This is a genomic window from Shinella sp. GW835-FHT14H05, from assembly GCF_058793575.1.
Window position 1 is genome coordinate 16520 of the sequence record NZ_JBXAFY010000003.1, and the last position, 21540, is coordinate 38059.

A 21540-nucleotide genomic window follows, 5' to 3' on the forward strand; every position below is an offset into this window, starting at 1 on the left:
TTTAACGGATGATCACGCGGTCTCGGCCGGATTTCTTGGCGTCGTAGAGGGCGTTGTCCGCGCGGGAAATGACCGAGCCGACGCTTTCGCCGGTCTCGCATATCGCGCCGCCGGCACTGACCGAGACTTTGAAGGGTTCGAGGCCGACGGCGAAAAGGTCTGCGCCGATTGCGCTGCGAATGTTCTCGGCCACCGCGTAGACGGTTTCCCGCGTGCCCGCGCCCAGAACCACGGCGAACTCCTCGCCGCCCATCCGGCCGAAGCAATCGCCGGGATGCAGCACCTCGCGGCAGCGCCGGGTGAACTCGATGAGCACGAGATCGCCGACGCCATGGCCGTATCTGTCGTTGATGGACTTGAAGTGATCGATGTCGAGCATCAGGAAGGCGATCGGCGTGCCGCGCCGCTGGCTGTCCGCATGGATGCGATCGGCTTCCTCGAAGAAGCGCCGCCGGTTCATCGCGCCGGTCAGCGGATCGGTATCCGCCAGAACCTTGAGCTCTTCGGCATAGGCCCGCTCGCGCGTCACATCGATATAGAGATTGACGTTGAAATTGCCGATGGTGCGGTGGCGGAACTGGATGGTGCGCCGGGCGCCGCTGGCCGTCATCACGTCCAGGTCGAACGGCGTCATCTCGCGGTCCTCGGCGCGCGCCGCGGCGATCGACGTGTGCCACTGCGTGCGGGCGAATTCGCGATATTCGGGGTCCGGGTAGGCAAGCCGCCACCAGTCCTCGATATTGGCGATGTCGTCCATCGTGTAGCCGAACAGCTCCTTGAAGGTCGAATTGGCGAACTGGATCTGGTCTTCGGAACTGGCGATCTCGAAGCCGAACGGCAGCCAGTTGAGCAGCGAGATGACGTTTTCCTGCCAGCCGGCGAGCGTCACGGAACCTTGCGGCGGCGCATCGACGAAGCTGAAAAGGCGCAGGATCTCGTCTTCCACCGCGAGCTTGGTGACCTGCACCATGAGCGTGCGCTCCTGGCCCTGGACGAGCGCGCGGATGAGGAAAGGTTCCCCCGGGACGCCGACGGGCGCTACGCTCCAGATCTGGCCAAGCATCAGCGCTGCTTCCGGGCCGACCAGCTCGTCGACCGGGCAGGCGCCAAACGGCTCCAGGCCGAGGCCGAAGAGGATCGCGGCATTGCGGTTGGCATAACGCACCGTCAGCGCCTGCTTCTCCATGAGAACCAGCGGCGCGCCGACGCAATCCATCCAGAAATCCACCTCCTGGCGTGATCGTGCACGAGCCGGATCGCCTGCTGCCCCATCATGGGGCGAAAGGGCGTTCGTCTTGGCGGCTTCAGGCATGCTCATGCGCTCGGTACTCGCTACGGATAAGGCGTGACCATCCAGGGTCCGAGGAGATTAGTGCGTCGGTGTAAGGATTTGGTTTACGTGGGGCACAAACGTTATTCGGCTGCGGATAAGCTCGCCGCCGGCACACCGTCCCGTACAACGATGCGGCCACGGCGGATGACGGTGCGCTTTTGCGGCGTCAGTGCGACGGCTTCGGCGAGCGTGCGGGCCGGCACCAGCACGAGGTCGCCGAAATCGCCGTCCGCGAAACCGTAGCCGGCAAGACCGATGCTCTCGGCGCCGCCGAAGGTGCAGATGCGGGCGGTCTCGGTGAGGTCGGCATCGTTGGTCATGCCGTTGCGCTGCGCGAGATATTTTGCGCGCTCCAGCATGTCGCCATTGCCCCACGGCTCCCAGGTGCCCTGGATGCCGTCCGAACCGGAGGCAACGACCAAGCCGCATTGCCGCATCACGCGTAGCGGCAGGGCGGGTGCGGCGGGACTGCCGACCGTCATCCCGGCGATCCGCTCGGTCGCAAGCGCCTCTATGAGTGCGCGCTGGCGGGTCGGCTCCAGCATGCCGAGGCAATAGGCGTGGCTTACCATCACGCGGCCCTGCACGGCGAGCGCGCGGGTGCGCTCGATGATGAGTTCCAGGCAGAAGGCGCCGAGGTCGCCGAGTTCGTGCAGGTGGATGTCGATGGGCTTTGCATAGCGGTCGGCGAGCGCGAAGATCGCATCGAGATGCCGCACCGGGTCGCGCTCGATCGTGGCGGGATCGATGCCGCCGACGATATCGGCGCCGGCCCGCATCGCCGCGTCCATCAGTTCCAGCGTGCCCGCGCGCGGCAGCATGCCGCTTTGCGGAAAGGCGACGACCTGCACGTCCACCAAGTCGCGCAGCGCCTCGCGGGTTTCGAGAACGCCCTCGATGTTGGCGAGACCGATCTCGGTGTCGATATCGACATGGCTGCGGATGTGCAGAACGCCGTATTGCAGCGTCTGCATGATCTGGCGGGCGGATTGCCGGCGGGCATCGATGGCGAGTTCGCGCTTGGCCTTGCGGTCAGCGAGGATGCGCTCGTTGCGGGTCGGGCCGATGCGGTTTTCGAACCAATCCATGCCGATCAGCGTCTTGTCGAGATGGGTATGCGCCTCGACGAGCCCCGGCAGTGCGATATGGCCTGAGGCATCGATCTCCTGTTCCGGCCGGTCGCCGGCCGCGCTGAAACGGCCGTTGCGGATGACGAGGTCCACCGGCTCGCCGCCCATGGGGCGGGCGTTGCGGATGAGAATGTCTGCGGTCATGTCCGGTCCTCCCTCAGGCCAGCACGGCGCGTTTCATCGCCAGCCGGAACGCCGCTTCCGCGCGGTCGAGGATCGCACCTTCGTCCTGGTGCACCAGTTTGCGCCCGCGCATCAGAACGCGGCCGTCGACGATGGTCGTGTCGACATCCGCACCGTTGGCGAAGCGGGCCAGGCGCTGCACCGGATCGACCGGCGGCCAGAGATGCGGCTGGCGCATGTTGATCAGCAGGATATCGGCGCGCTTGCCGACCTCCAGCGAGCCGATCTCGTCCTCCATCGAAAGCGCGCGCGCACCCTCGATCGTCGCCATTTCGAGAAGCTGGAGCGGCGGCAGCACGGTGTCGTCGCAGAAATGGCGGGCGTGATAGCGGTGCGCCTGGAACATGTTACGGAACATGTCGAAGGAGCGGTCGGGCGCCGCCGCATCGGTGCCGAGCGAGACGGTCACGCCGTCCGCCATCAGCTCCGGCGCCGGGCAGCGGGCGTAGACGGACATCAGCGCGCTCGGGTTGTGGGCCACCTTGGCGCCGGTGCGCTTCAGCACTTCCCGGTCGGCGTCGGTGAGATCGACGCAATGGGCGAGCAGTGAGCGGTTGTCGAAAAGGTCGAGGCGGGCGTCGTTTGCGGCAATCGAGCCGTCGCGATGGCCATCCTGCACCAGCAGCACGCTCTTTTCCCGTGCCAGCGCCCGGGCTTTGCGGGAGAGCGCAAAAACGGCATCGTCTTCCAGCTCTCGCGCGGTGAACACCGGCAGCGAGACCGCCAGCCGCAACCGGTCATTGCGGCCCGCCCAGGCATCGATCAGGGTCGCTGTGACCACGAGTTGCGTATCCGTAGATATGACAATCTCATTATACAATTCACCGTGGTAATTTCTGTATACACTAGCCGCTGACGGACGGTTAGGGCCGATGGCGAGCACCTCGCGCACGCCCATTTCGGCGACGGCGGCAAGGTGGGCCTCGGCGGCCTCGGGGGCTTCGCTGCGCATGATATCCGGGCCGCCGCCGAACAACAGCGCGGCGGTGGTGGTGCCGCATTTGATGCGCTCGGCGGCGGAAAGCGCGGCCTCGGCCGCCCAGAAGTCCGGATCGGTCGCCTCGGCGTAGATCCGCCCGGTTACCGTCATCCATTCTTCGGAATCGCTGCCTAATCCCTTGGTTAGCATGTGCCCGGCATGGGCGTGCGTGTCGATCAGCCCCGGCATCACCACCATGCCTACGGCATCGATGCGTTCGGCTTCCGGCGCGATGGCGGGCGCGTCAACGCCGATCGCGGCGATGCGGCCGTCTTCCACCAGCACATAACCGCGCTCCAGGACGCGCCGGCCGGCATCCATGGTGACGATCACGCCATTCTCGATCAACAGGGTTTTGGTCATCGAATCTCTCTCCCAACAAGGATCGCATACACATTTTACAGATTATGTACGCAAAATCTAATTCTGCCATCTTGATATTGTGCGTGTATTATGTACAGTCATATTGAGAATTATCGTATGCAAATTTTTTGGGAACCTGCATACAAATTGGGAGAACCCTCGTGAAATCCACCGTAAAAGCCCTTCTGGCGGGGCTGGCCATCCTGGCGCCGCTCTCCGCCCCCGCCTTTGCCGAGACGCTGCGCTGGTCGGCCTCCGGCGACGTCATATCCTATGATCCGAACGCCCAGGTCGACAGCTTTACCCAGAGCGTGCAGCACATGGTGTTCGACCCGCTCGTTCGCCGCAACAAGGAACTGGTGCTGGAACCGGCGCTTGCCACCTCCTGGGAAATCATCGAGCCGACCCGCTGGCGCTTCAAGCTGCGCCAGGGCGTGAAATTCCACGAGGGCCAGGCCTTCAATGCCGACGACGTCGTGGCGACCATAGAGCGCCAGATCGATCCCGGCGCCCGCAACCGCGAAAACCTCTCCGCCGTCACCGGCGTCGAGAAGGTGGACGACTATACGGTCGACCTCATCCTGCGCGGTCCCTATCCGCTGCTCCTCAACGACCTTGCCGCCATCTACATCATGAGCAAGCCGTGGATGGCCGAGCACGATGCGCTGAAGCCGGGCAACACGGCGACCGGCGTCGTCACCTATGCCAGCAACCACGCCAACGGCACCGGCCCTTTCAAGCTGAAGAGCTACGAGCCGGATTCGCGCTCGATCTTCGAGGTGAACAAGGAGTGGTGGGACAAGCCGCAGCATAACCTGACCGAGGTCGAGTTCCGCCCGATCGCCTCCGATGCCACCCGCGTCGCCGCCCTCCTGTCCGGCGAAGTCGACATGGTCGTGCCGGTTCCGTTGCAGGATGTCGACCGCATCGCTTCCACCGAGGGTCTGAAGGTCGTCGAGAACCCATCGCTGCGCACCATCATGCTGGCGCTGAACTTCAAGAAGGAGCTGCACGCCGCGCCGGGCGTCGCCAACCCGATGCTGAACGTCAAGGTGCGCCAGGCTCTGTGGCATGCCATCGACCTCAACACGATCCAGAAGCGCCTGATGCGCGGCAAGTCGCGCGTCGCCGCCATGCTCGTCGCCCCCGCCGTCACCGGCCACGACGATGCGATCGACGTGCCGCTGGACTACGATATCGACAAGGCTAAGGCCCTACTCACGGAAGCCGGCTACCCGGATGGCTTCAAGACGGGCCTTTCCTGCTCGAACGACCGTTACATCGCCGATGAGCAGATTTGCCTGGCGATCTCCTCCATGTGGGCAAAGATCGGCGTGCAGGTCGACCTCAGCGTCGAGAGCAAAACGACCTATTTCCCGCGCATGGATAATGGCGAACTCGACGTCTACATGCTCGGCTGGGCCTCGCTCCCGCCGATGGACGGCTTCAGCGTGCTCCAGGCGCTGCTCGCCACCAATGACGGCACCTATGGCGGCTCGAACCCGAACGGCCTTTCCGATCCGCGCATCGATGCGCTCGCCCGCTCGGCGGCTGTCGAACTCGACGAAGCCAAGCGCGTCGACATGTTGAAGGAAGCCTTCCGCATCACCCATGACGAGGCGCTGTTCATCCCTCTGCACCAGCAGCCGGTCGCCTGGGCCATGAGCAACAAGGTCGATATCCCGCAGTTCCCGGATGAATATGTTCGTCCGTGGTTCGCGCAGGTCAAGCAGTAACGGGTTTCTCCCGAGACGCGATCCCGGCAGGCGAAAGCTTGCCGGGATCGCTTGGCAACCGGCCCGACCCCTCCTGAAGCCGCTGGCATGGAGGGGAACAGAGCGAAACGGCCCGGTTTTTCGCTCACTTTGTTTCGACGCAGTTCCGGACGCAAAACCGCGTTCCGCACTTTTGCTGGAACTGCTTCTGGGGCCTGATCGCTCGCAAGGACTATTCCGATGTTCAGACTTTTCTCGATGAGGCTGCTACAGGCCATCCTCGTGATGATTGCCGTGACGGCCATCGCCTTCGTCATGTTCCGCTTCGTCGGCGATCCGATCTCCTCCATGGTGCGCGAAGGTGCCACCCAGGCGGAAAAGGATGCGCTGCGCATGGCGCTCGGCCTCGACAAGCCGATCCTCACGCAGTTCTTCGATTTCCTCGGCCAGGTGCTGACCGGCGATCTCGGCACGAGTTTTCGCTATCAGCAGCCGGTCGTGAGCCTGCTGATGAGCCGGCTGCCCGCAACGCTGGAGCTGGTGATCGTCGCCACCTTCCTGGCGCTCGCGGTCGGCATTCCGCTCGGCGTGCTCTGCGCGCTGAAGCCGCATTCCTTCCTGTCGCGGCTTACCCAGGCAACGACGCTCATCGGCATTTCCATGCCCACTTTCGTCACCGGTCTGCTCCTGATCCTGGTCTTCGCCGTGACCCTGCGCTGGCTGCCATCCTCCGGGCGCGGCGATCTCGTCGATCTCGGTCTTTGGAAGACCGGCTTCCTGACGCTTTCGGGGCTGAAATCGCTGATCCTGCCGTCGATCACGCTGGCGCTGTTCCAGCTCACGCTGATCATGCGGCTGGTGCGCTCGGAGATGATCGACGTGCTGTCGTCAGATTACATCCGCTTCGCCTTCGCCCGCGGCCTGCCGCGCGCCTATATCTACGGGCGCCTTGCGCTGCGCAACGCGCTGATGCCCGTCGTCACCGTCACCGGCCTGCAGATCGGCCAGCTCATAGCCTTCGCCATCGTCACCGAAACGGTGTTTCAGTGGCCGGGCATGGGTCTGCTCTTCACCAATGCCGTCGGTTATCCGGACGTGCCGGTGCTCGCCGCCTACCTGCTCTTCGTCGGCTTCCTGTTCGTCATGATCAACATGATCGTCGACATTCTCTACACCTTCATCGATCCGCGCCTGAGGACACGATAATGGCCACGCAATCCCTGATGCGCCGGCTGCCGCCGGTTTCCGTGATGATCGCCGGCCTGGTGCTCGCCATCATGCTCGTGCTCGTCGTCTTCGCGCCGCTGATCGCGCCGATGGACCCGCGCGACGTCTCCTCCTATTCGCTCATCGACATGGAAATTCCTCCATCCTTCATGGATGGCGGCGATCCGCGCTTCCTGCTCGGCACCGACAACCAGGGGCGAGACCTCGTCTCGGTCATCCTGTTCGGGCTGCGCATCTCCGTCGTCATCGGCCTCGGCGCGGTGCTCTTCGCCGCAGCCCTCGGGGTCGTGCTCGGCCTCGTCGCCGGCTTCTTCGGCGGCGTCGTCGATAGCATCGTGATGCGCATCGCCGACGTGCTCGTCAGCTTCCCGACCATCCTCGTGGCGCTGCTCATTAGCGGCATCGCGCGGGCGCAGCTCAGCGCCGATACGATGCTGACATGGGCGCCGCTGGTGCTGATCTTTTCCATCGCCGTCAACGAATGGGTGCAATATGCCCGCACGGTGCGCGCCTCCACCATGGTGGAAGTTGCGCGGGACTATGTGCGCGCCGCCAAGGTCATCGGCCTTCCCGCCGGGCGCATCATGGGCCGTCACATCCTGCCGAACGTCATGAGCTCGGTCATGGTCATCGCCACGATCAACCTGGCCGGCGCGATCCTGACCGAGGCGACGCTGTCCTTCCTGGGCGCCGGCATGCCGCCGACCTATCCCTCGCTCGGCACGCTGATCCGCATCGGCAACCAGTTCCTGTTCTCCGGCCTCTGGTGGATCGCCGTGATGCCGGCGGCGGTTCTCGTCGTCCTCGTGCTCGCCGTCAATGTGATCGGCGATTATCTGCGCGATCGCTTCAACCCGAAACTGATGGCCCGCTGATATGACCGACACGAAAACCCCTGTCCTCGACATCCAAAAACTCCGCGTCGAATATCCGCTGGCGAGCGGCGACACGCTCGTCGCCGTCAAGGATATCGACCTTCTCATCCGCCCCGGCGAAATCCACGCCCTCGTCGGCGAATCCGGCGCGGGCAAGACCACCGTCGGCAACGCACTGATGGGCCTGTTGCAGGCGCCGGGGAAAATCGTCTCCGGCTCCATCGAGATCGCCGGCAAGCCGATCGATCTTCGCACCGGCCGCACCGAGGGCATCGTGCCCGGCCGCGATGTCGGCGCGATCTTCCAGGACCCGATGACGAGCCTCAACCCGCTCTTCACCGTGGAAAGCCAGCTCAGCGAGGGCATGCTCGCCCACCTGAAACTCTCCAGAGCGGAGGCGAAGGCCCGCGCGCTGGAGCTGATGAATGCCGTCGGCATTCCCGAACCGGAACGCCGGCTCGGCTCCTATCCGCACCAGCTTTCCGGCGGCCAGCGCCAGCGTGTCGTCATCGCGACGGCGCTCGCCTGTAGCCCGCAGCTCATCGTCGCGGACGAGCCGACCACAGCGCTCGACGTCTCCGTGCAGGCGCAGATCCTCAAGCTGATCCGTGATCTCGCGGACCAGCGCGGCGTCGGCGTGCTGCTCGTCACGCACAATATGGGCGTCGTCGCCGAGATCGCCGACCGCGTCACCATCATGCAGAACGGCGCTGTCGTCGAAAGCGGCTCGGCCCGCGAGGTGCTGACGTCACCCAAGGCGCCCTATGCCCGCACACTGATCGCCGCCGTGCCGCCGATCGAGATCCGGCTCGACCGCCTGCCGGTGCCGAGCGAGGAGACGCAGGTGACGCTCGATGCCCGCGCCGCCGTGCGCAGCAAGAGCACGAAGAGCGAGACGGGCAGCCGCGACGACGTCGTGCTGTCCGTGCGCGATCTTGCGGTTGAATATGGCGCCCGCTCGCTGATCCCCGGCCGCAAGGCTTCGGTGTTCAAGGCGGTCAAGGGCGTTTCCTTCGATGTCCGCCGCGGCGAGGTCTTTGGCCTCGTCGGCGAATCCGGCTGCGGCAAGACCACCGTCGCCAACACCATTGCCGGCCTCGTCACCCAGAGTTCCGGCAGCATCGATTTCCAGGGCACGGCGCTCGGCGCAAGACGCGAAAAGTCCGTGCGCAAATCCCTGCAGATGGTATTCCAGGACCCGTATTCGGCGCTCAACCCGCGCCTGCGCATCAACTCGACCATCGCTGAGCCGATCCTGTTCTACAAGCTCGCCTCCAATGCAGAGGAAGCCCGGCAGGACGCCAGGACGCTGCTGGAAGCGGTCGGATTGCCGGCGGATGCGGGCAGCCGCTTCTCGCACGCCTTTTCCGGCGGCCAGCGCCAGCGCATCGCCATCGCCCGCGCGCTCGGTCCGCGCCCGTCGCTGCTGATCTGCGACGAGCCGACCTCGGCGCTCGACGTGTCGGTGCAGGCGCAGCTTCTCAACCTCCTGAAGGACCTGCGCGATCTTGCCGGCCTCTCCATGCTGTTCATCAGCCACGATCTGGCGGTGATCCGCCAGATGTGCGACCGCATCGCGGTGATGAAATCGGGCGAGATCGTCGAGCTGGCGGAGACCGAGACGCTGTTCACCGCCCCGCAGCACGACTACACCAAGGAACTGCTGCGCCTCGCGCCCTCGCTCGACCGTATCCTGTCGCGGCAGGCCGCGGAATAAACCGGAGATCTCGCCATGGCCGACATCCTCATCAAGAACGGCACCGTCATTGCCATCGACCCGGACCGCCGCATCATCGCCGACGGGGCGGTCGCCATCACCGGTGACCGCATCGTCGCCGTCGGCAGGACGGATGAGGTCGAGGCCGCGCACCCGGCCGGGGAGGTCATCGATGCGCGCGGCATGGCGATCATGCCGGGCTTCGTCGATGCCCACGCCCATGCCGGCCACGGGCTGATCAAGACGCTCGGCGGCGGCAAGAGCGATCCTTGGTATCAGGCCTGCCGTGGTGCCTACACGGTCGGCTCGACGCCCGACTTCTGGTTTGCCGAAGCACAGCTTGCCGCTCTGGAACGCCTGCGCTTCGGCGTCACTACCGGCGTCTCGCTGCTTGGCGGCGGCGATTCCGTCATGCGCACGGACGAGCCCGTCTATGGCGATGCCCATATGGAGGGCGTGCTCGGCATCGGCACGCGCTCCGTGGTCGCCGTCGGCACGACGCGCCCGCCGCATCCGCTGACTTATGCGCGCTGGGAGGGCGAGACGCGTACCGACTATCCCGTCTCCTTCGACCAGCAATTTTCCACCTGCAAGACGCTGATCGACCGCTGGCACGGCAGCCATGACGGCCGCCTGCATCTCGCCCTGCTGACACCGACGCTGCATCGCGGGTATCAGGAGGCTGCCGGTGCGGAAGAGGCCGTCGCCCAGTCGCGCGCAGTCAAGCAATTCGCGGAGGACCGCGGCCTCGTCTTCACGCAGGACGGTCACACCAAGGGCAGCGTGCGCATCGCCCGTGAGATCGGCATTCTCGGCCCGCGCACCCTCTTGTCCCATGCGACGGGTCTCGATGAAGAGGAAGTCGCGATCTGCGCCGAGACGGGCACGACCATCGTGCACAATCCGAGCGCCGTCGCCGCCATTCTAGCGCGCTGCCCGGTGACGGAGCTGCTGGATGCCGGCGTCACCGTCGTCATCGGCTCGGACGCCACGGCGCCGGACCGCTCGGCCGACATGTTCCGCCACATGCAGCAATGCATGCACTACCACCGCACGCATTTCCACGATCCGAGCTGGCTTCCGCCGGGCAAGGCCTTGGAAATGTGCACGATCGACGCCGCCCGCGTGCTAGGTCTCGAAGCCGAGATCGGCTCGCTTGAGCCGGGCAAGAAGGCCGATATCATCCTCGTCGACCTGCGTCGCCCGCACCTTTACCCGGCTCACATGCCGGAATTCCGCGTCACCTATTTCGCCAATGGCAATGACGTGCACACCGTGCTTGTCGGCGGTAAGGTGCTGCTGCGCAATCGCGTCGCCATCCATGTGGATGAGGATGCCGTGCTTGACGCCGCCCAGCGCGAAGCCGAGCTGATGATCGACCGGCTCGGCCTGCGCTATGCGCTGGAGACGCCACGCATGTTCTGGGGCCACAGCCGCGACACGGACGTGCTCGACTAGGCGGTCACGGTGATGCGGCTTTCCAAGGCCAGCGTCTCGCCCGGCGCCAGGATTTTCAGGCCGTGATCTTCGGCTGCGCCGGGAAGGTTGAAGGCGTCGACGGGGTGCGTGACGGGCTCGAAGCAGAAGAAATCCGCATCCGCCGCGGGAGAGAAGACGACATAGTGGCGTAGCGCCTGGCTCGCGGTGACCTCCGCGACAAGGCCGCGCGCGGGCCACTCGATGCGGGCCTCGCCGTCCCAACCATCGAACCAGTTGTTGATCCAGCGCGCGGGCAAGGGTAGCGGCTGGTTGAAATCCATGTCTGGATGCGCGGCAATCGGCTCATACGCCTTCGGAAGATGGTCGGGTTGCTCCAGCCAGACGCCGCGGGCCGGTGCCGACAGCGTCGTATCCGCATCGCGCGAGAACCAGGGGTGGAAGCCCGCGCCATATGGCAGGCGGATTCCCGCGCGGTTGACCACGCTCAACGCCATGACGAGGCTTATGCCTTCGAGCCGATAGTTCATCGTCGCATCATAGCGGAAAGGCCCCGGCCCCTTGGAGGAGAGGCTGAGCGAGATGGCATCCGCGCTCTGCGAGATCACATCCCAGTTCGCCGAGAAGCCGTTGCCGTGCAGCGGATATTTCTCCGCCTCCACGTTGCGCGGCAGGGCGTGAAAAGTCCCGTCGAACGAAAGACCACCACCCGACACCCGCCCGGAAAACGGCATGAGCAGGATGTTGGAAAGGGCGAAGGGATGCGCCGTCGCCGGATCGACCCTGCGCAAGATCGCTTGCCAGCCGCCGCCCTGCCGCACATCGAAGGCCGTCAGGCCGGCGCCGAGATCGGGGCGCACGACGATCCGGGCCGTACCATTATTGAGTTCGATCGCAGTCATCACCAGCCGCCGTCAATTGCAATGTTCTGGCCGGATCATATCGGAGGTCAGCGAGACAAGGAAATGCTCGCGTTCGGCCACGTCGATCCGCTGGAGGCTGGCCTTAGCGACTGGTTTTCGAAGATTGCACGGCGATGACGTGCGCTTCTGTCTCCAAGACCACTGCGCTTTTGGAGGCGACATAGGCGTTTTCCGCCTACTTCTCAATTGTTAACGCGAATTTGGCGGCACCGAAATCCGCAGCAAATTTTACAAATGACAGTCATAGATCATCTTTTGTCATTTTCATGTATTGACATATGTCGACGTAAGGGTGTTATTTGTCAGTACGCGATGGGAGTGTCGTGGGAATGCCGGGAGGGAAGCATGCAGCCGCTCTTGAAGGTGGAAGGGCTAAGGAAGTCGTTTGGTGGCGTTGCGGCCCTGCGCGACGGCCGTTTCGAGCTCGCAGCCGGCTCGGTGCATGCGCTTTGCGGCGGTAACGGCGCCGGCAAATCGACGTTTCTTTCGATACTCATGGGCATTCACAAGCGCGACGGCGGCACCATCCTGCATCGCGGCAAGCCGGTCGAATTCGGCAGTCCGGCGGAGGCTCTGCGCTCGGGCATCGCCATCATCGAGCAGGAACTGAGCCCGGTTCCGCACATGACGGTGGCGGAAAACATCTATCTCGGCCGCGAACCTTCGGCCCGCTTCGGCGGCATCGATTTCAAGACGATGAACCGCAATGCGCAGGCGCTGCTGGACCGTCTCGAATTCAGCATTTCCGCACGCGAATACATGATGAACCTCTCGGTCGCGCAGATGCAGCTCGTCGAGATCGCCAAGGCGCTGAGCCATGAGGCGGACGTCATCTTCATGGATGAGCCGACCTCGGCGATCGGCGAGAAGGAAGCCCAGCATCTCTTTTCGGCGATCCAGCGCCTGAAGGCGGACGGCAAGGGCATCGTCTACGTCTCGCACCGGCTGTCCGAAATCTTCCAGATCGCCGACAGCTACACGGTCTTCCGCGACGGCGGCTTCGTCGGTGCCGGAAACCTGGCCGACATCGACCGGCGCGGCCTCATCCGCATGATCGTCGGCCGCGAGCTCGGCGAGGAATATATCAAGACGAACACGCCGACCGAGATCGCCGGCCTCGAAGTCGCCGGGCTCTCGGCTCCCGGCAAGATCGAGGACATTTCGTTCACCGCCCATAAGGGCGAGATCTTCGGCATCTATGGCCTGATGGGCTCCGGCCGCACGGAAATCTTCAATTGCCTCTTCGGTATGGATCGCCCGTCCGCCGGCGATATCCGCCTCGACGGCCGCGCCGTGACCATCCGCCAGCCCGCCGACGCCATGGCCGAGGGCATCGCCTTCGTCACCGAAGACCGCAAGGTGACGGGCCTCAACCTCATCGACAGCGTGCGCAACAATATCTGCCTCGCCAGCCTGCCGGACATGAGCCCCAGTTTCGTCATGCAGAAGAGCCGCGAACAGGCGTCGAGCGCCGAGATGATCGAGCGTTTCGCCATCAAGGCGGCGCGTGACACCATGCCGGTCTCCGGTCTTTCGGGCGGCAACCAGCAGAAGGTGGTGCTGGGAAAATGGTTCCTGCGCCAGCCGCGCGTGCTGCTGCTCGACGAACCGACCCGCGGCGTCGATGTCGGCGCCAAGCGCGAGATCTACCGCATCATCTGCGACTTCGCGGCCGCCGGCGGCACGGTCGTGATGATCTCCTCCGAAATCGACGAAATCCTGGGCATGTCCGACCGCATCCTCGTCATGCGGCAGGGACGCTCCGCGGGCATCCATGACCGGCGGGATACGGACGCCCAGTCGCTCGTGCACCTGTCGACCTGAAGAACCACGACGACCGCCGCACGCATTGAACCCGCATGGCAAGAGGTGACACCCGTGTCCAGCATTGAGAACAAGTCGTCCAGCTCCTGGCTGAATTCCGATCGCCGCCGGCTGATCTTGCAGGAATACGGCATCTTCCTCGCCTTCCTGCTGCTCGTCGGCATTTTGGCGCTCTCGAACGAGTTCTTCCTGACGCCGGGCAACATTTCCAACGTGCTGCTCCAGACGTCGATCAACGGCGTGCTCGCCATCGGCATGACCTTTGTGATCCTGACGCGCGGCATCGACCTGTCGGTCGGCTCGGTCGTGGCGCTGGCCGGCATGGTGAGCGCCAGCTTCGTCACGAGTTCGGCGACGGCCGGCATCGCCGGAGCGCCCTATCCGATGGTGGTGGCGCTGGCGGCCGGCATCCTCGTCGGCGTCTGCTGCGGCGCGCTGGTCGGCTTCATCGTTTCGCGCTTTTCCGTGCCGGCCTTCGTGGCGACGCTCGGCATGCTGTCCGCCGCCCGCGGCGCCACCCTCATCTATGGCGGCGGCAAGCCGGTACCGGCGCTGTCGCCGGACTTCCGCTGGATCGGCACCGGCAACATCCTCGGCATTCCGATGCCGGTCATCCTGCTCGGCATCGTCTTCGCCGTCTCCTGGTGGGTGCTGACCCGCACGCGCTTCGGCCGCTACATCTACGCCGTCGGCGGCAACCCGCATGCCGCCAAGACCTCCGGCCTCAACGTCACGCGCATCCGTTTCCTCGTCTATGTCATCTCGGGCGCGCTTTCCGGACTTGCCGGCATGATCCTCTCGGCGCGCACCGGCTCCGCCCTGCCGCAGGCCGGCATCGCCTACGAGCTCGATGCGATCGCGGCGGTCGTCATCGGCGGCACCTCGCTTTCGGGCGGCGTCGGCCGGGTGACGGGCACGCTGATCGGCGCCCTCATCATCGGCGTCATGAACAACGGCCTCGATCTGATGGGTATCCAATCCTACTACCAGCAGGTCCTCAAGGGCGCCCTCATCGTCGGCGCCGTCATGCTCGACCAGAAGCGAAACCAGGGCGGCTAGCCCCCGAAATGCGGGCGCCCTGCGCCCGTCGTCGAAACGGTTTGCCAGAGGGCAGCCGGAATCTCAAAGGAGGAGAATGTCATGAAGAAACTGATGATTGCCCTTGCGTCCGCGACGGTGCTTTTCGCCTCGTCCGCGATCGCCCAGGAGAAGCTGAAGATCGGCGCTGCGCCCTACGGCCTCAACGCTGAATTCATGCAAATTTGGTCCGCTGCGCTCGAAGAGCACCCGGCCGTGAAAAGCGGCGAAGTCGAGCTCACCGTCTTCGACGGCCGCTATGATGCGCTGGTCCAGCAGGAGCAGTTCAACACGATGATCACCCAGAAGTTCAACGCGATCATCTTCGTGCCGATCGACATCGAAGCCGGCGCCACCGCCGTGCAGGCGGCCTCCGATGCCGGCATTCCGGTCGTCGGCTCCAACACCCGCGTGAACTCCGACCTGCTGGCCGCCTATGTCGGCTCCGACGACACGATCTCCGGCTACATGGAAGCCAAGGCCGTGCTCGACAAGATCGGCTGCAAGGGCAACGTGGTCATCATCGAAGGCCCGATCGGCCAGTCGGCGCAGATCTCGCGCCTCGAAGGCAACCAGAAGGCGCTCGCCGAGTGCCCGGACGTCAAGGTGCTGGAACAGCAGACCGCCAACTGGTCGCGCGCTGAAGCCCAGACGCTGATGGAGAACTGGCTCACGTCCCATCCGGGCCAGATCAACGGCGTCATCGGCCAGAACGACGAAATGGCGCTCGGCGCGGTCGAGGCGATCAAGTCCGCCGGCCTCAAGACGAGCGACTTCGCCATTGCCGGCATCGACGGAATCACGGATGCGCTGACCGCCGTCAAGGAAGGCACGATCACCTCGATCCTGCAGGATGCCCGCGCCCAGGCGCAGGGCGCTCTCGACCTCGCGATCCTTCATGCCAAGAAGGGCGACTACAAGCCGCAATCCGACATCTGGGCGCAGTATCCGGACATGCCGTTCAACGACGGCAAGGACAAGGAGTACAATGTTCCGTGGACGCCGGTTACGGCCGACAATGTCGATAAGCTCCTGGAAATGCGTAAGTAACACATGATCTGCGGGGCGGCCCTGCCGCCCCGTTTCTCCCGAACACGAAGGCTGGACCGATGACCGATACCCCTCCCAAGATCGACCTCAACTTCCCGCTCGACGGCAAGGTCGCGCTCGTCACCGGCGGCGCCTCCGGCATCGGCGCGGCCATCGCCTCGGCTTTCGCGTCGAAGGGCGCCAGGGTCGCCGTGCTTGACATCAATGCCGATATCGCGAGGGCGAAGGCGGAAGAGCTTGGCGGCGCGGCACGGCCCTTCGTCTGCGACGTGGCCGATGCCGCCTCCGTCCAGAAAGCCGTCGATGATGTGGTCGCAGCCTTCGGCGGCATCGACATCGCGGTCAACAGCGCCGGCATCGTGGCGCTTGCGCCTGCGGAAGACCTGACGCTCGCGCAGTGGGACAAGACGATCGACATCAATCTGAAGGGCAGCTTCCTCGTCACGCAGGCGGTTGGCCGCCGCATGATCGCGGCCGGCAAGGGCGGCAAGATCGTCAATCTCGCCTCGCAGGCGGGCTCCGTCGCGATCGAGGAACACGTTGCCTATTGCGCCTCGAAATTCGGCGTCATCGGCATGTCGAAGACGTTCGCCGCCGAGTGGGGCAAACACGGCATCACCGTCAACACCATTTCGCCCACCATCGTGCTGACCGAGCTCGGCAAGAAAGCCTGGGCCGGCGAGAAGGGCGAGGCCGCCAAGAAGCGCATCCCGACCGGCCGCTTCGCCTTCCCGGAAGAGATTGCCGCCGCCGCCGTGTTCCTGGCCTCGCCGGGCGCCGACATGATCAACGGCGCCGATCTCGTCATCGACGGCGGCTACACCATTCTGTGAGAGGACTTGTCATGCAGCGTTTCATCAACGATCCGGATCTGGTGGTCGAGGATACCGTCAAGGGTTTCGTCAAGGCCCATTCGGATATCGTGCGGCTGGCGGAAAACCCGCGCGTCGTCGTCGCAAAACACGCGCCCGTTGCCGGCAAGGTGGGCGTGGTGACGGGCGGCGGCTCGGGCCATGAGCCGGCCTTCATCGGCTATACCGGCAAGAACATGCTCGACGCCGTCGCGGTCGGCGAACTGTTCTCCTCGCCGACCGCCAAGAGCTTTCACGATGCCATCCGCGCGGCCGATGGCGGCAAGGGTGTCGTCGTGCTCTACGGCAACTATGCCGGCGACAACATGAACGTGAAGATGGCGACGAAACTCGCCGCCAAGGACGGCATCGAGATCGCGACCGTCGTCGCCAATGACGACGTCTGCTCCGCGCCGCTTACCGAGCGCGAAAAACGCCGCGGCGTGGCCGGCGAAATCTTCATGTGGAAGATGGGCGGCGCGAAGGCCGCGACAGGCGCCAGCCTTGAGGAGGTGCGCGCCACCGCCCAGAAGGCGATCGACAATTGCCGCTCGATCGGCGTCGGCCTCGGCCCCTGCACGCTGCCCGCCGTCGGCCATCCGAATTTCCAGATCGAGCCTGGCACGATGGAGGTCGGCATCGGCCATCATGGCGAGCCGGGCGTGCGCGTCGAAAAGCTGAAGACGGCGGAAGAGGTTGCCAAGGACATGGTGAAGATCGTGCTCGACGATCATGACCTGCCGGAAGGCACCGAGGTCGCCGTGCTCGTCTCGGGCCTCGGCGCCACGCCGCTCAACGAGCTCTACATCCTGAACGACACGATCGAGAGCGAGATTTCCGCCCGCGGGCTGAAAATCCACAAGACCTGGATCGGCAACTACTTCACCTCGCTGGAAATGGTCGGCGCGACGCTGACCGTGATGGCGCTCGACGACGACCTGAAAACGCTGCTCGATGTCGAGACGCGTTGCACGATGATCCTGTGACGGGAGGACACCTCATGCAGACCTTCGACAATGCATCCTCCGGCGCCATCGTGCTGTCCATGGCCGAACGGATCGTGGAAAACCGCGCCTATCTCAGCGAGATCGACGGCAAGATCGGCGACGGCGACCACGGCGTGAACATGGCCAAGGGTTTCGGCATGGCGGCCGAGCGGCTGAAGGGCAAGGATGTGGCGCTCGCCGAATCGCTCGACACGCTCGGCACCGTGCTGATGACGGAAATCGGCGGCTCGATGGGGCCGCTCTATGGCGTGATGTTCACGGAATTCGCCGAGACGATCCAGGGCGTGGAAAAGATCGACGCGGCGGCCTACAGCAAGATGCTGCATGCCGGTCTCGCTGGCATCCAGGCGATCGGCTCCGCCAAGGTCGGCGACAAGACGCTGATCGATACCTTCGTGCCGGCCATCGAGGCCTTCGACAAGGCTACCGCGGAAGGAAAACCCTTCGGCGAGGCGCTGGCGGCCCTGGTCGTCGCAGCGGAGGCCGGTCGCGACTCGACGATCAACCTGGTTGCCAAGATCGGCCGCGCCAGCCGCCTCGGCGAGCGTTCGCTTGGCGTGCTCGATGCGGGGGCCACCTCCTGTGCGATCATTCTCAAGGAACTGTCCGATGGCGCGCGCGCGCGTCTCGCCTGAGCAAAGGGTCCTCCCAGGATGCGCGGCCCGTTTCCTCCCGGGCGGGTCGCGCGCCGCCTTTTTTCGATTCCGGTTGCAAACCGGCGGCGTTGCTCCCATGTTCGCCGCCAAAAGGGGGACCGGCGAAACCGATGGCATTGAAGACTTCCTCGCCGCGCAAGGGCGGCATCGGCCGGGTGAACGGGCCGGAAGGCGTGGATTCGATCCCGCTGCGCTACGGCGACGACCCCTATGTCTGGGCCTGCTGGCTCTATTATGAAGACGGCATGACGCAGGGCGAGATCGCCGAGGCGATGGGCGTGTCGCGTGCCACCGTCAACAGCTACCTCGCCGACGCCCGCGAAAAGGGCATCGTCAATATTTCCATCGAGCCCGCCCGGCTCGCCTCCCTCACCATTGCGCAGGAACTCAAGCGCCATTTCGGCCTTTCCGACTGCCTCGTCGTGCCGAACGACGACGATTCGCGTCCGCTGATTGGCAGGCTGGGAGCGGCCGGCGCGCAGGCGCTCGCCAAGATGATCAAGTCCGGCGACACGCTCGCCGTCGCCTGGGGCCGCACGATCCTGTCGGTTGGCGAACACCTGGAAATGGGTCCATTGCAAGATGTCACCGTCGTGCAGGCGACTGGCGGCACGACCGCCAGCTTCGCCTATACGCCGGAGCTGACCACGGCAGCGGTTGCCCGCGCGATCGCGGCGCGCTGCGTCAACATCACCGCACCGGCTGTTGTCGCCTCGGGCGAAATGCACCGTATGCTGCTCGCCGAGCCGCTGATCCGCGAACAGTTCGACACGCTCGCCCGCGCCAACCGCATCGTCTTCGGCATCTCGTCGCTGCGCCCCAACTCGACGATCCACACCAGCGGCTTCTTCGAATCCGTGCCCCTGCAGCACTATCTCGCCAAGGGTGCCGCGGGCGTTCTCGCCGGGCGCTTCATCGACGAACGCGGCCGCCCCGTCGCCGGCCCCCTCGATGATCGCACGATCGGCATTTCGCTGGAAATGCTGCGCGGCATCGGCACCCGCGTCGCCGTCGCCGGCGGCTTCGATAAGGTACCAGCGCTGCTCGCCGCACTTCGCGGCGGTTACGTCAACGTGCTGGTGACGGACGCCGCGACGGGCGCCGGCATCCTGCGCGCCGATGGCGTGACGAGCCTCGACGGCAAACTCTCGCAGCGCCAGAAGAGCGTGCCGGTCGCCAACAGTTACCGCAGCCACGTCAAGAAATTCCTCAACAATCCTAATGACGTGGTCGAGGAAATGCTCGACGGCCTGATCGCCGCCCACAAGCCCTATCTTGAGCCGGTCGCCGGCTCGCGCCGCGCGCTCGTCGCCCGCGACGGCCCGCGGCCGGGCAAGGTCGGCCTCGTCATCGGCGGCGGCGCGGGGCACGAACCCTGCTTCGTCGGCTATGTCGGCAAGGGTCTCGCCGACGCGGTGGCGATCGGAAACATTTTCTCCTCGCCGCCGCCCGACCCGATCGTCAAATGCGCGGTCGCGGCCTCCGGTGGTGCCGGCGTACTCTTCGTCTACGGCAACTATGCCGGCGACGTGATGAATTTCGAGATGGCGGCGGAGCTTGCCGAGGAGCAGGGCATCCCGATCCGCACGGTTTTGACGACCGACGACATCGCCTCCTCGCCGGTCGAGGACAAGGAGGGGCGTCGCGGCGTCGCCGGCAATTTCTTCGTCTTCAAGGTGGCGGGGGCGGCCTGCGACCGCGGTTTGACGCTCGACGAATGCGAGGCCGTCACCCGCAAAGCCAACGATCGTACCTTCACGGTGGGCGTCGCGCTCGAATCCTGCTCCATGCCGCAGACGCGGCGGCACAATTTCGAGATCGGCCCGGACGACATGGAGCTCGGCATGGGCATCCATGGCGAGCCAGGCGTCTCGCGCGAGCGCATCCGCACGGCCGACGAGATCGTCGACACGATCATGGACAACATCTTCAAAGAAATGAAAGCCGAGGCCGGCGACCGGGTAGCGGTGCTGGTCAATTCCTTCGGTGCCACGCCGCTGATGGAACTCTACATCCTGTTTCGCCGGGTGGAGCAGCGGCTGTCGGCCAAGAACATCACGATCGAGGCGAGTTGGGTGGGGCACTATTGTACCTCGCTCGACATGGTCGGCGCCTCCATCTCGATCCTGCATCTCGACCGGCAGCTCACCGACCTCATGCATCATCCATGCCGGTCGTCGATTCTAACCGTCAACACGCCCTGAAATGCCTTAGTGTGGAGGAAGACATGTCGGAAAGCGCGGCGCGGGCTCTCGCCAGGATGTTCGGGCGCATGGCCGAGGCGATCGAGGCGGAGAAGGATCATCTTTCCGAGCTGGACGGCGCGATCGGCGACGGCGACCACGGCATCACCATGTCGCTCGGCTTCAAGGCGGTGAACAAGGCGCTCGCCGCGCTCGATCTCGACACGGCGAGCCCGTCCGAGGTGATGCAGACGGCCGCGACCGGGTTCCTCGACGCCGTCGGCGCGTCCACCGGTCCGCTCTACGCCACCGGCTTGCGACGCGCGGCGCAAGCGCTCGCCGGCCGCAAGGAACTCGACCTTGCCGCCTGCCGCGACATGCTGGCCGCCTTCTCCGAGGGCATCCGCGATCGCGGCAAGGCGCAGCGCGGCGACAAGACCATGCTCGACGTCTGGCTGCCGGCGGCCGAGGCCGCCGCAAGCGCGGTCGCCGATGGCCGGTCGAAACAGGATTTCTGGAAAGCAGTCACGATCGCTGCCGACAATGGTGCGGCCGCGACCGCCACCATGGTCGCCACCAAGGGCCGCGCCGCCCGCGTGCGCGAGCGCTCGCTCGGCCATCTCGACCCCGGAGCCGCCTCCGCGGCTGCCCTCGTGCGGGCCATGGCGGAAACGCTTTAGCGAGCACAAACTTTGGGCTTGACCTTCCCATGGGGGAAGGCGGCATCCTGCTGGCAAGACATCAGGAGACTAATCATGAGCAACAGCACCACCCTCGCCTTCACTGTGCCGGACATGACCTGCGGCCATTGCGCAAAGACCATCACCGGCGCGGTTGTCGCCGCCTATCCGGCCGCCAAGGTCGATATCGACCTCGCCACCAAGCGCGTGTCGATCGAAAATGCTGGTGATCGGGCCGCCGTCGCCTCCGTTATCGCGGCAGAAGGCTATTCGCCGGCCTGAGCGGCAAAAAGCCGCTTGACCTTGACATGATGGGAAGGTGCACGATCT

Annotated in this window: 18 protein-coding genes; 14 read left to right on the forward strand and 4 right to left on the reverse strand. The window is 64.9% G+C overall.

The features are described from left to right. Position 1 precedes the first annotated feature (1 nt). The 3 genes from AC1Q6Z_RS11345 to AC1Q6Z_RS11355 all read right to left on the reverse strand — a co-directional run bounded on the left by AC1Q6Z_RS11345 (position 2) and on the right by AC1Q6Z_RS11355 (position 3988). Positions 2 to 1318, reverse strand: coding sequence for a GGDEF domain-containing protein (locus tag AC1Q6Z_RS11345; protein WP_435265910.1), 1317 nt, complete (start codon positions 1316 to 1318; stop codon positions 2 to 4). 95 nt (positions 1319 to 1413) lie between these two features. Then, positions 1414 to 2607 (reverse strand): amidohydrolase, encoded by a 1194-nt coding sequence (locus tag AC1Q6Z_RS11350; protein WP_492647874.1) that lies wholly within the window; start codon positions 2605 to 2607, stop codon positions 1414 to 1416. 13 nt (positions 2608 to 2620) lie between these two features. Next, positions 2621 to 3988, reverse strand: a complete 1368-nt coding sequence (locus AC1Q6Z_RS11355; protein ID WP_492647875.1) for an amidohydrolase family protein — start codon at positions 3986 to 3988, stop codon at positions 2621 to 2623. A gap of 161 nt (positions 3989 to 4149) precedes the next feature. On the opposite strand from AC1Q6Z_RS11355, the gene AC1Q6Z_RS11360 reads away from it, so the two are divergent. The 5 genes from AC1Q6Z_RS11360 to AC1Q6Z_RS11380 all read left to right on the forward strand — a co-directional run bounded on the left by AC1Q6Z_RS11360 (position 4150) and on the right by AC1Q6Z_RS11380 (position 10980). Next, on the forward strand, positions 4150 to 5724 hold the full coding sequence (locus AC1Q6Z_RS11360; RefSeq protein WP_492647876.1) for an ABC transporter substrate-binding protein: 1575 nt from the start codon (positions 4150 to 4152) through the stop codon (positions 5722 to 5724). Between the two features lie 219 nt (positions 5725 to 5943). Next, positions 5944 to 6909, forward strand: coding sequence for an ABC transporter permease (locus AC1Q6Z_RS11365; RefSeq protein WP_492647877.1), 966 nt, complete (start codon positions 5944 to 5946; stop codon positions 6907 to 6909). Further along, the gene (locus AC1Q6Z_RS11370; protein ID WP_492647878.1) at positions 6909 to 7805 is read left to right on the forward strand and encodes an ABC transporter permease; all 897 of its coding nucleotides are present in this window, start codon (positions 6909 to 6911) and stop codon (positions 7803 to 7805) included. The genes AC1Q6Z_RS11365 and AC1Q6Z_RS11370 overlap by 1 nt, the downstream gene beginning before the upstream one ends. A gap of 1 nt (position 7806) precedes the next feature. Next, a complete protein-coding gene (locus AC1Q6Z_RS11375) occupies positions 7807 to 9522 on the forward strand; it encodes a dipeptide ABC transporter ATP-binding protein (RefSeq protein ID WP_492647879.1) in 1716 nt (571 codons plus the stop codon). 15 nt (positions 9523 to 9537) lie between these two features. Further along, complete coding sequence (locus AC1Q6Z_RS11380) at positions 9538 to 10980, forward strand: amidohydrolase family protein (protein ID WP_492647880.1); 1443 nt, start codon at positions 9538 to 9540, stop codon at positions 10978 to 10980. On the opposite strand, the gene AC1Q6Z_RS11385 is transcribed toward AC1Q6Z_RS11380, so the two are convergent. Then, positions 10977 to 11861, reverse strand: a complete 885-nt coding sequence (locus AC1Q6Z_RS11385; RefSeq protein ID WP_492647881.1) for an aldose 1-epimerase — start codon at positions 11859 to 11861, stop codon at positions 10977 to 10979. The genes AC1Q6Z_RS11380 and AC1Q6Z_RS11385 overlap by 4 nt on opposite strands. Before the next feature lie 366 nt (positions 11862 to 12227). Between AC1Q6Z_RS11385 and AC1Q6Z_RS11390 the strand changes: the two genes are divergently transcribed. From AC1Q6Z_RS11390 to AC1Q6Z_RS11430, 9 genes are all read left to right on the forward strand, one after another. Next, positions 12228 to 13706: a sugar ABC transporter ATP-binding protein gene (locus AC1Q6Z_RS11390; protein ID WP_492647882.1), complete on the forward strand. Its 1479-nt coding sequence runs from the start codon at positions 12228 to 12230 to the stop codon at positions 13704 to 13706. Between the two features lie 54 nt (positions 13707 to 13760). Then, a complete protein-coding gene (locus AC1Q6Z_RS11395) occupies positions 13761 to 14765 on the forward strand; it encodes an ABC transporter permease (RefSeq protein ID WP_439625185.1) in 1005 nt (334 codons plus the stop codon). Positions 14766 to 14846: 81 nt separating this feature from the next. After that, positions 14847 to 15833 carry a substrate-binding domain-containing protein gene (locus AC1Q6Z_RS11400; protein WP_435265899.1) on the forward strand — a complete coding sequence of 329 codons (987 nt, stop codon included), beginning with the start codon at positions 14847 to 14849 and terminating at the stop codon, positions 15831 to 15833. A 59-nt stretch (positions 15834 to 15892) separates the two neighbouring features. Beyond that, a complete protein-coding gene (locus AC1Q6Z_RS11405) occupies positions 15893 to 16666 on the forward strand; it encodes an SDR family oxidoreductase (RefSeq protein ID WP_492647883.1) in 774 nt (257 codons plus the stop codon). An 11-nt stretch (positions 16667 to 16677) separates the two neighbouring features. Next, entirely contained in the window at positions 16678 to 17670 is a 993-nt protein-coding gene (locus AC1Q6Z_RS11410; protein WP_492647884.1) for a dihydroxyacetone kinase subunit DhaK, read from the forward strand. Between the two features lie 14 nt (positions 17671 to 17684). Further along, on the forward strand, positions 17685 to 18326 hold the full coding sequence (dhaL, locus tag AC1Q6Z_RS11415) for a dihydroxyacetone kinase subunit DhaL (RefSeq protein ID WP_492647885.1): 642 nt from the start codon (positions 17685 to 17687) through the stop codon (positions 18324 to 18326). Between the two features lie 131 nt (positions 18327 to 18457). Then, complete coding sequence (locus AC1Q6Z_RS11420) at positions 18458 to 20551, forward strand: bifunctional sugar-binding transcriptional regulator/dihydroxyacetone kinase subunit DhaK (protein WP_492647886.1); 2094 nt, start codon at positions 18458 to 18460, stop codon at positions 20549 to 20551. 23 nt (positions 20552 to 20574) lie between these two features. Further along, entirely contained in the window at positions 20575 to 21210 is a 636-nt protein-coding gene (gene dhaL, locus AC1Q6Z_RS11425) for a dihydroxyacetone kinase subunit DhaL (protein WP_492647887.1), read from the forward strand. Positions 21211 to 21285: 75 nt separating this feature from the next. Then, on the forward strand, positions 21286 to 21492 hold the full coding sequence (locus AC1Q6Z_RS11430; RefSeq protein WP_492647888.1) for a heavy-metal-associated domain-containing protein: 207 nt from the start codon (positions 21286 to 21288) through the stop codon (positions 21490 to 21492). Positions 21493 to 21540 lie beyond the last annotated feature (48 nt).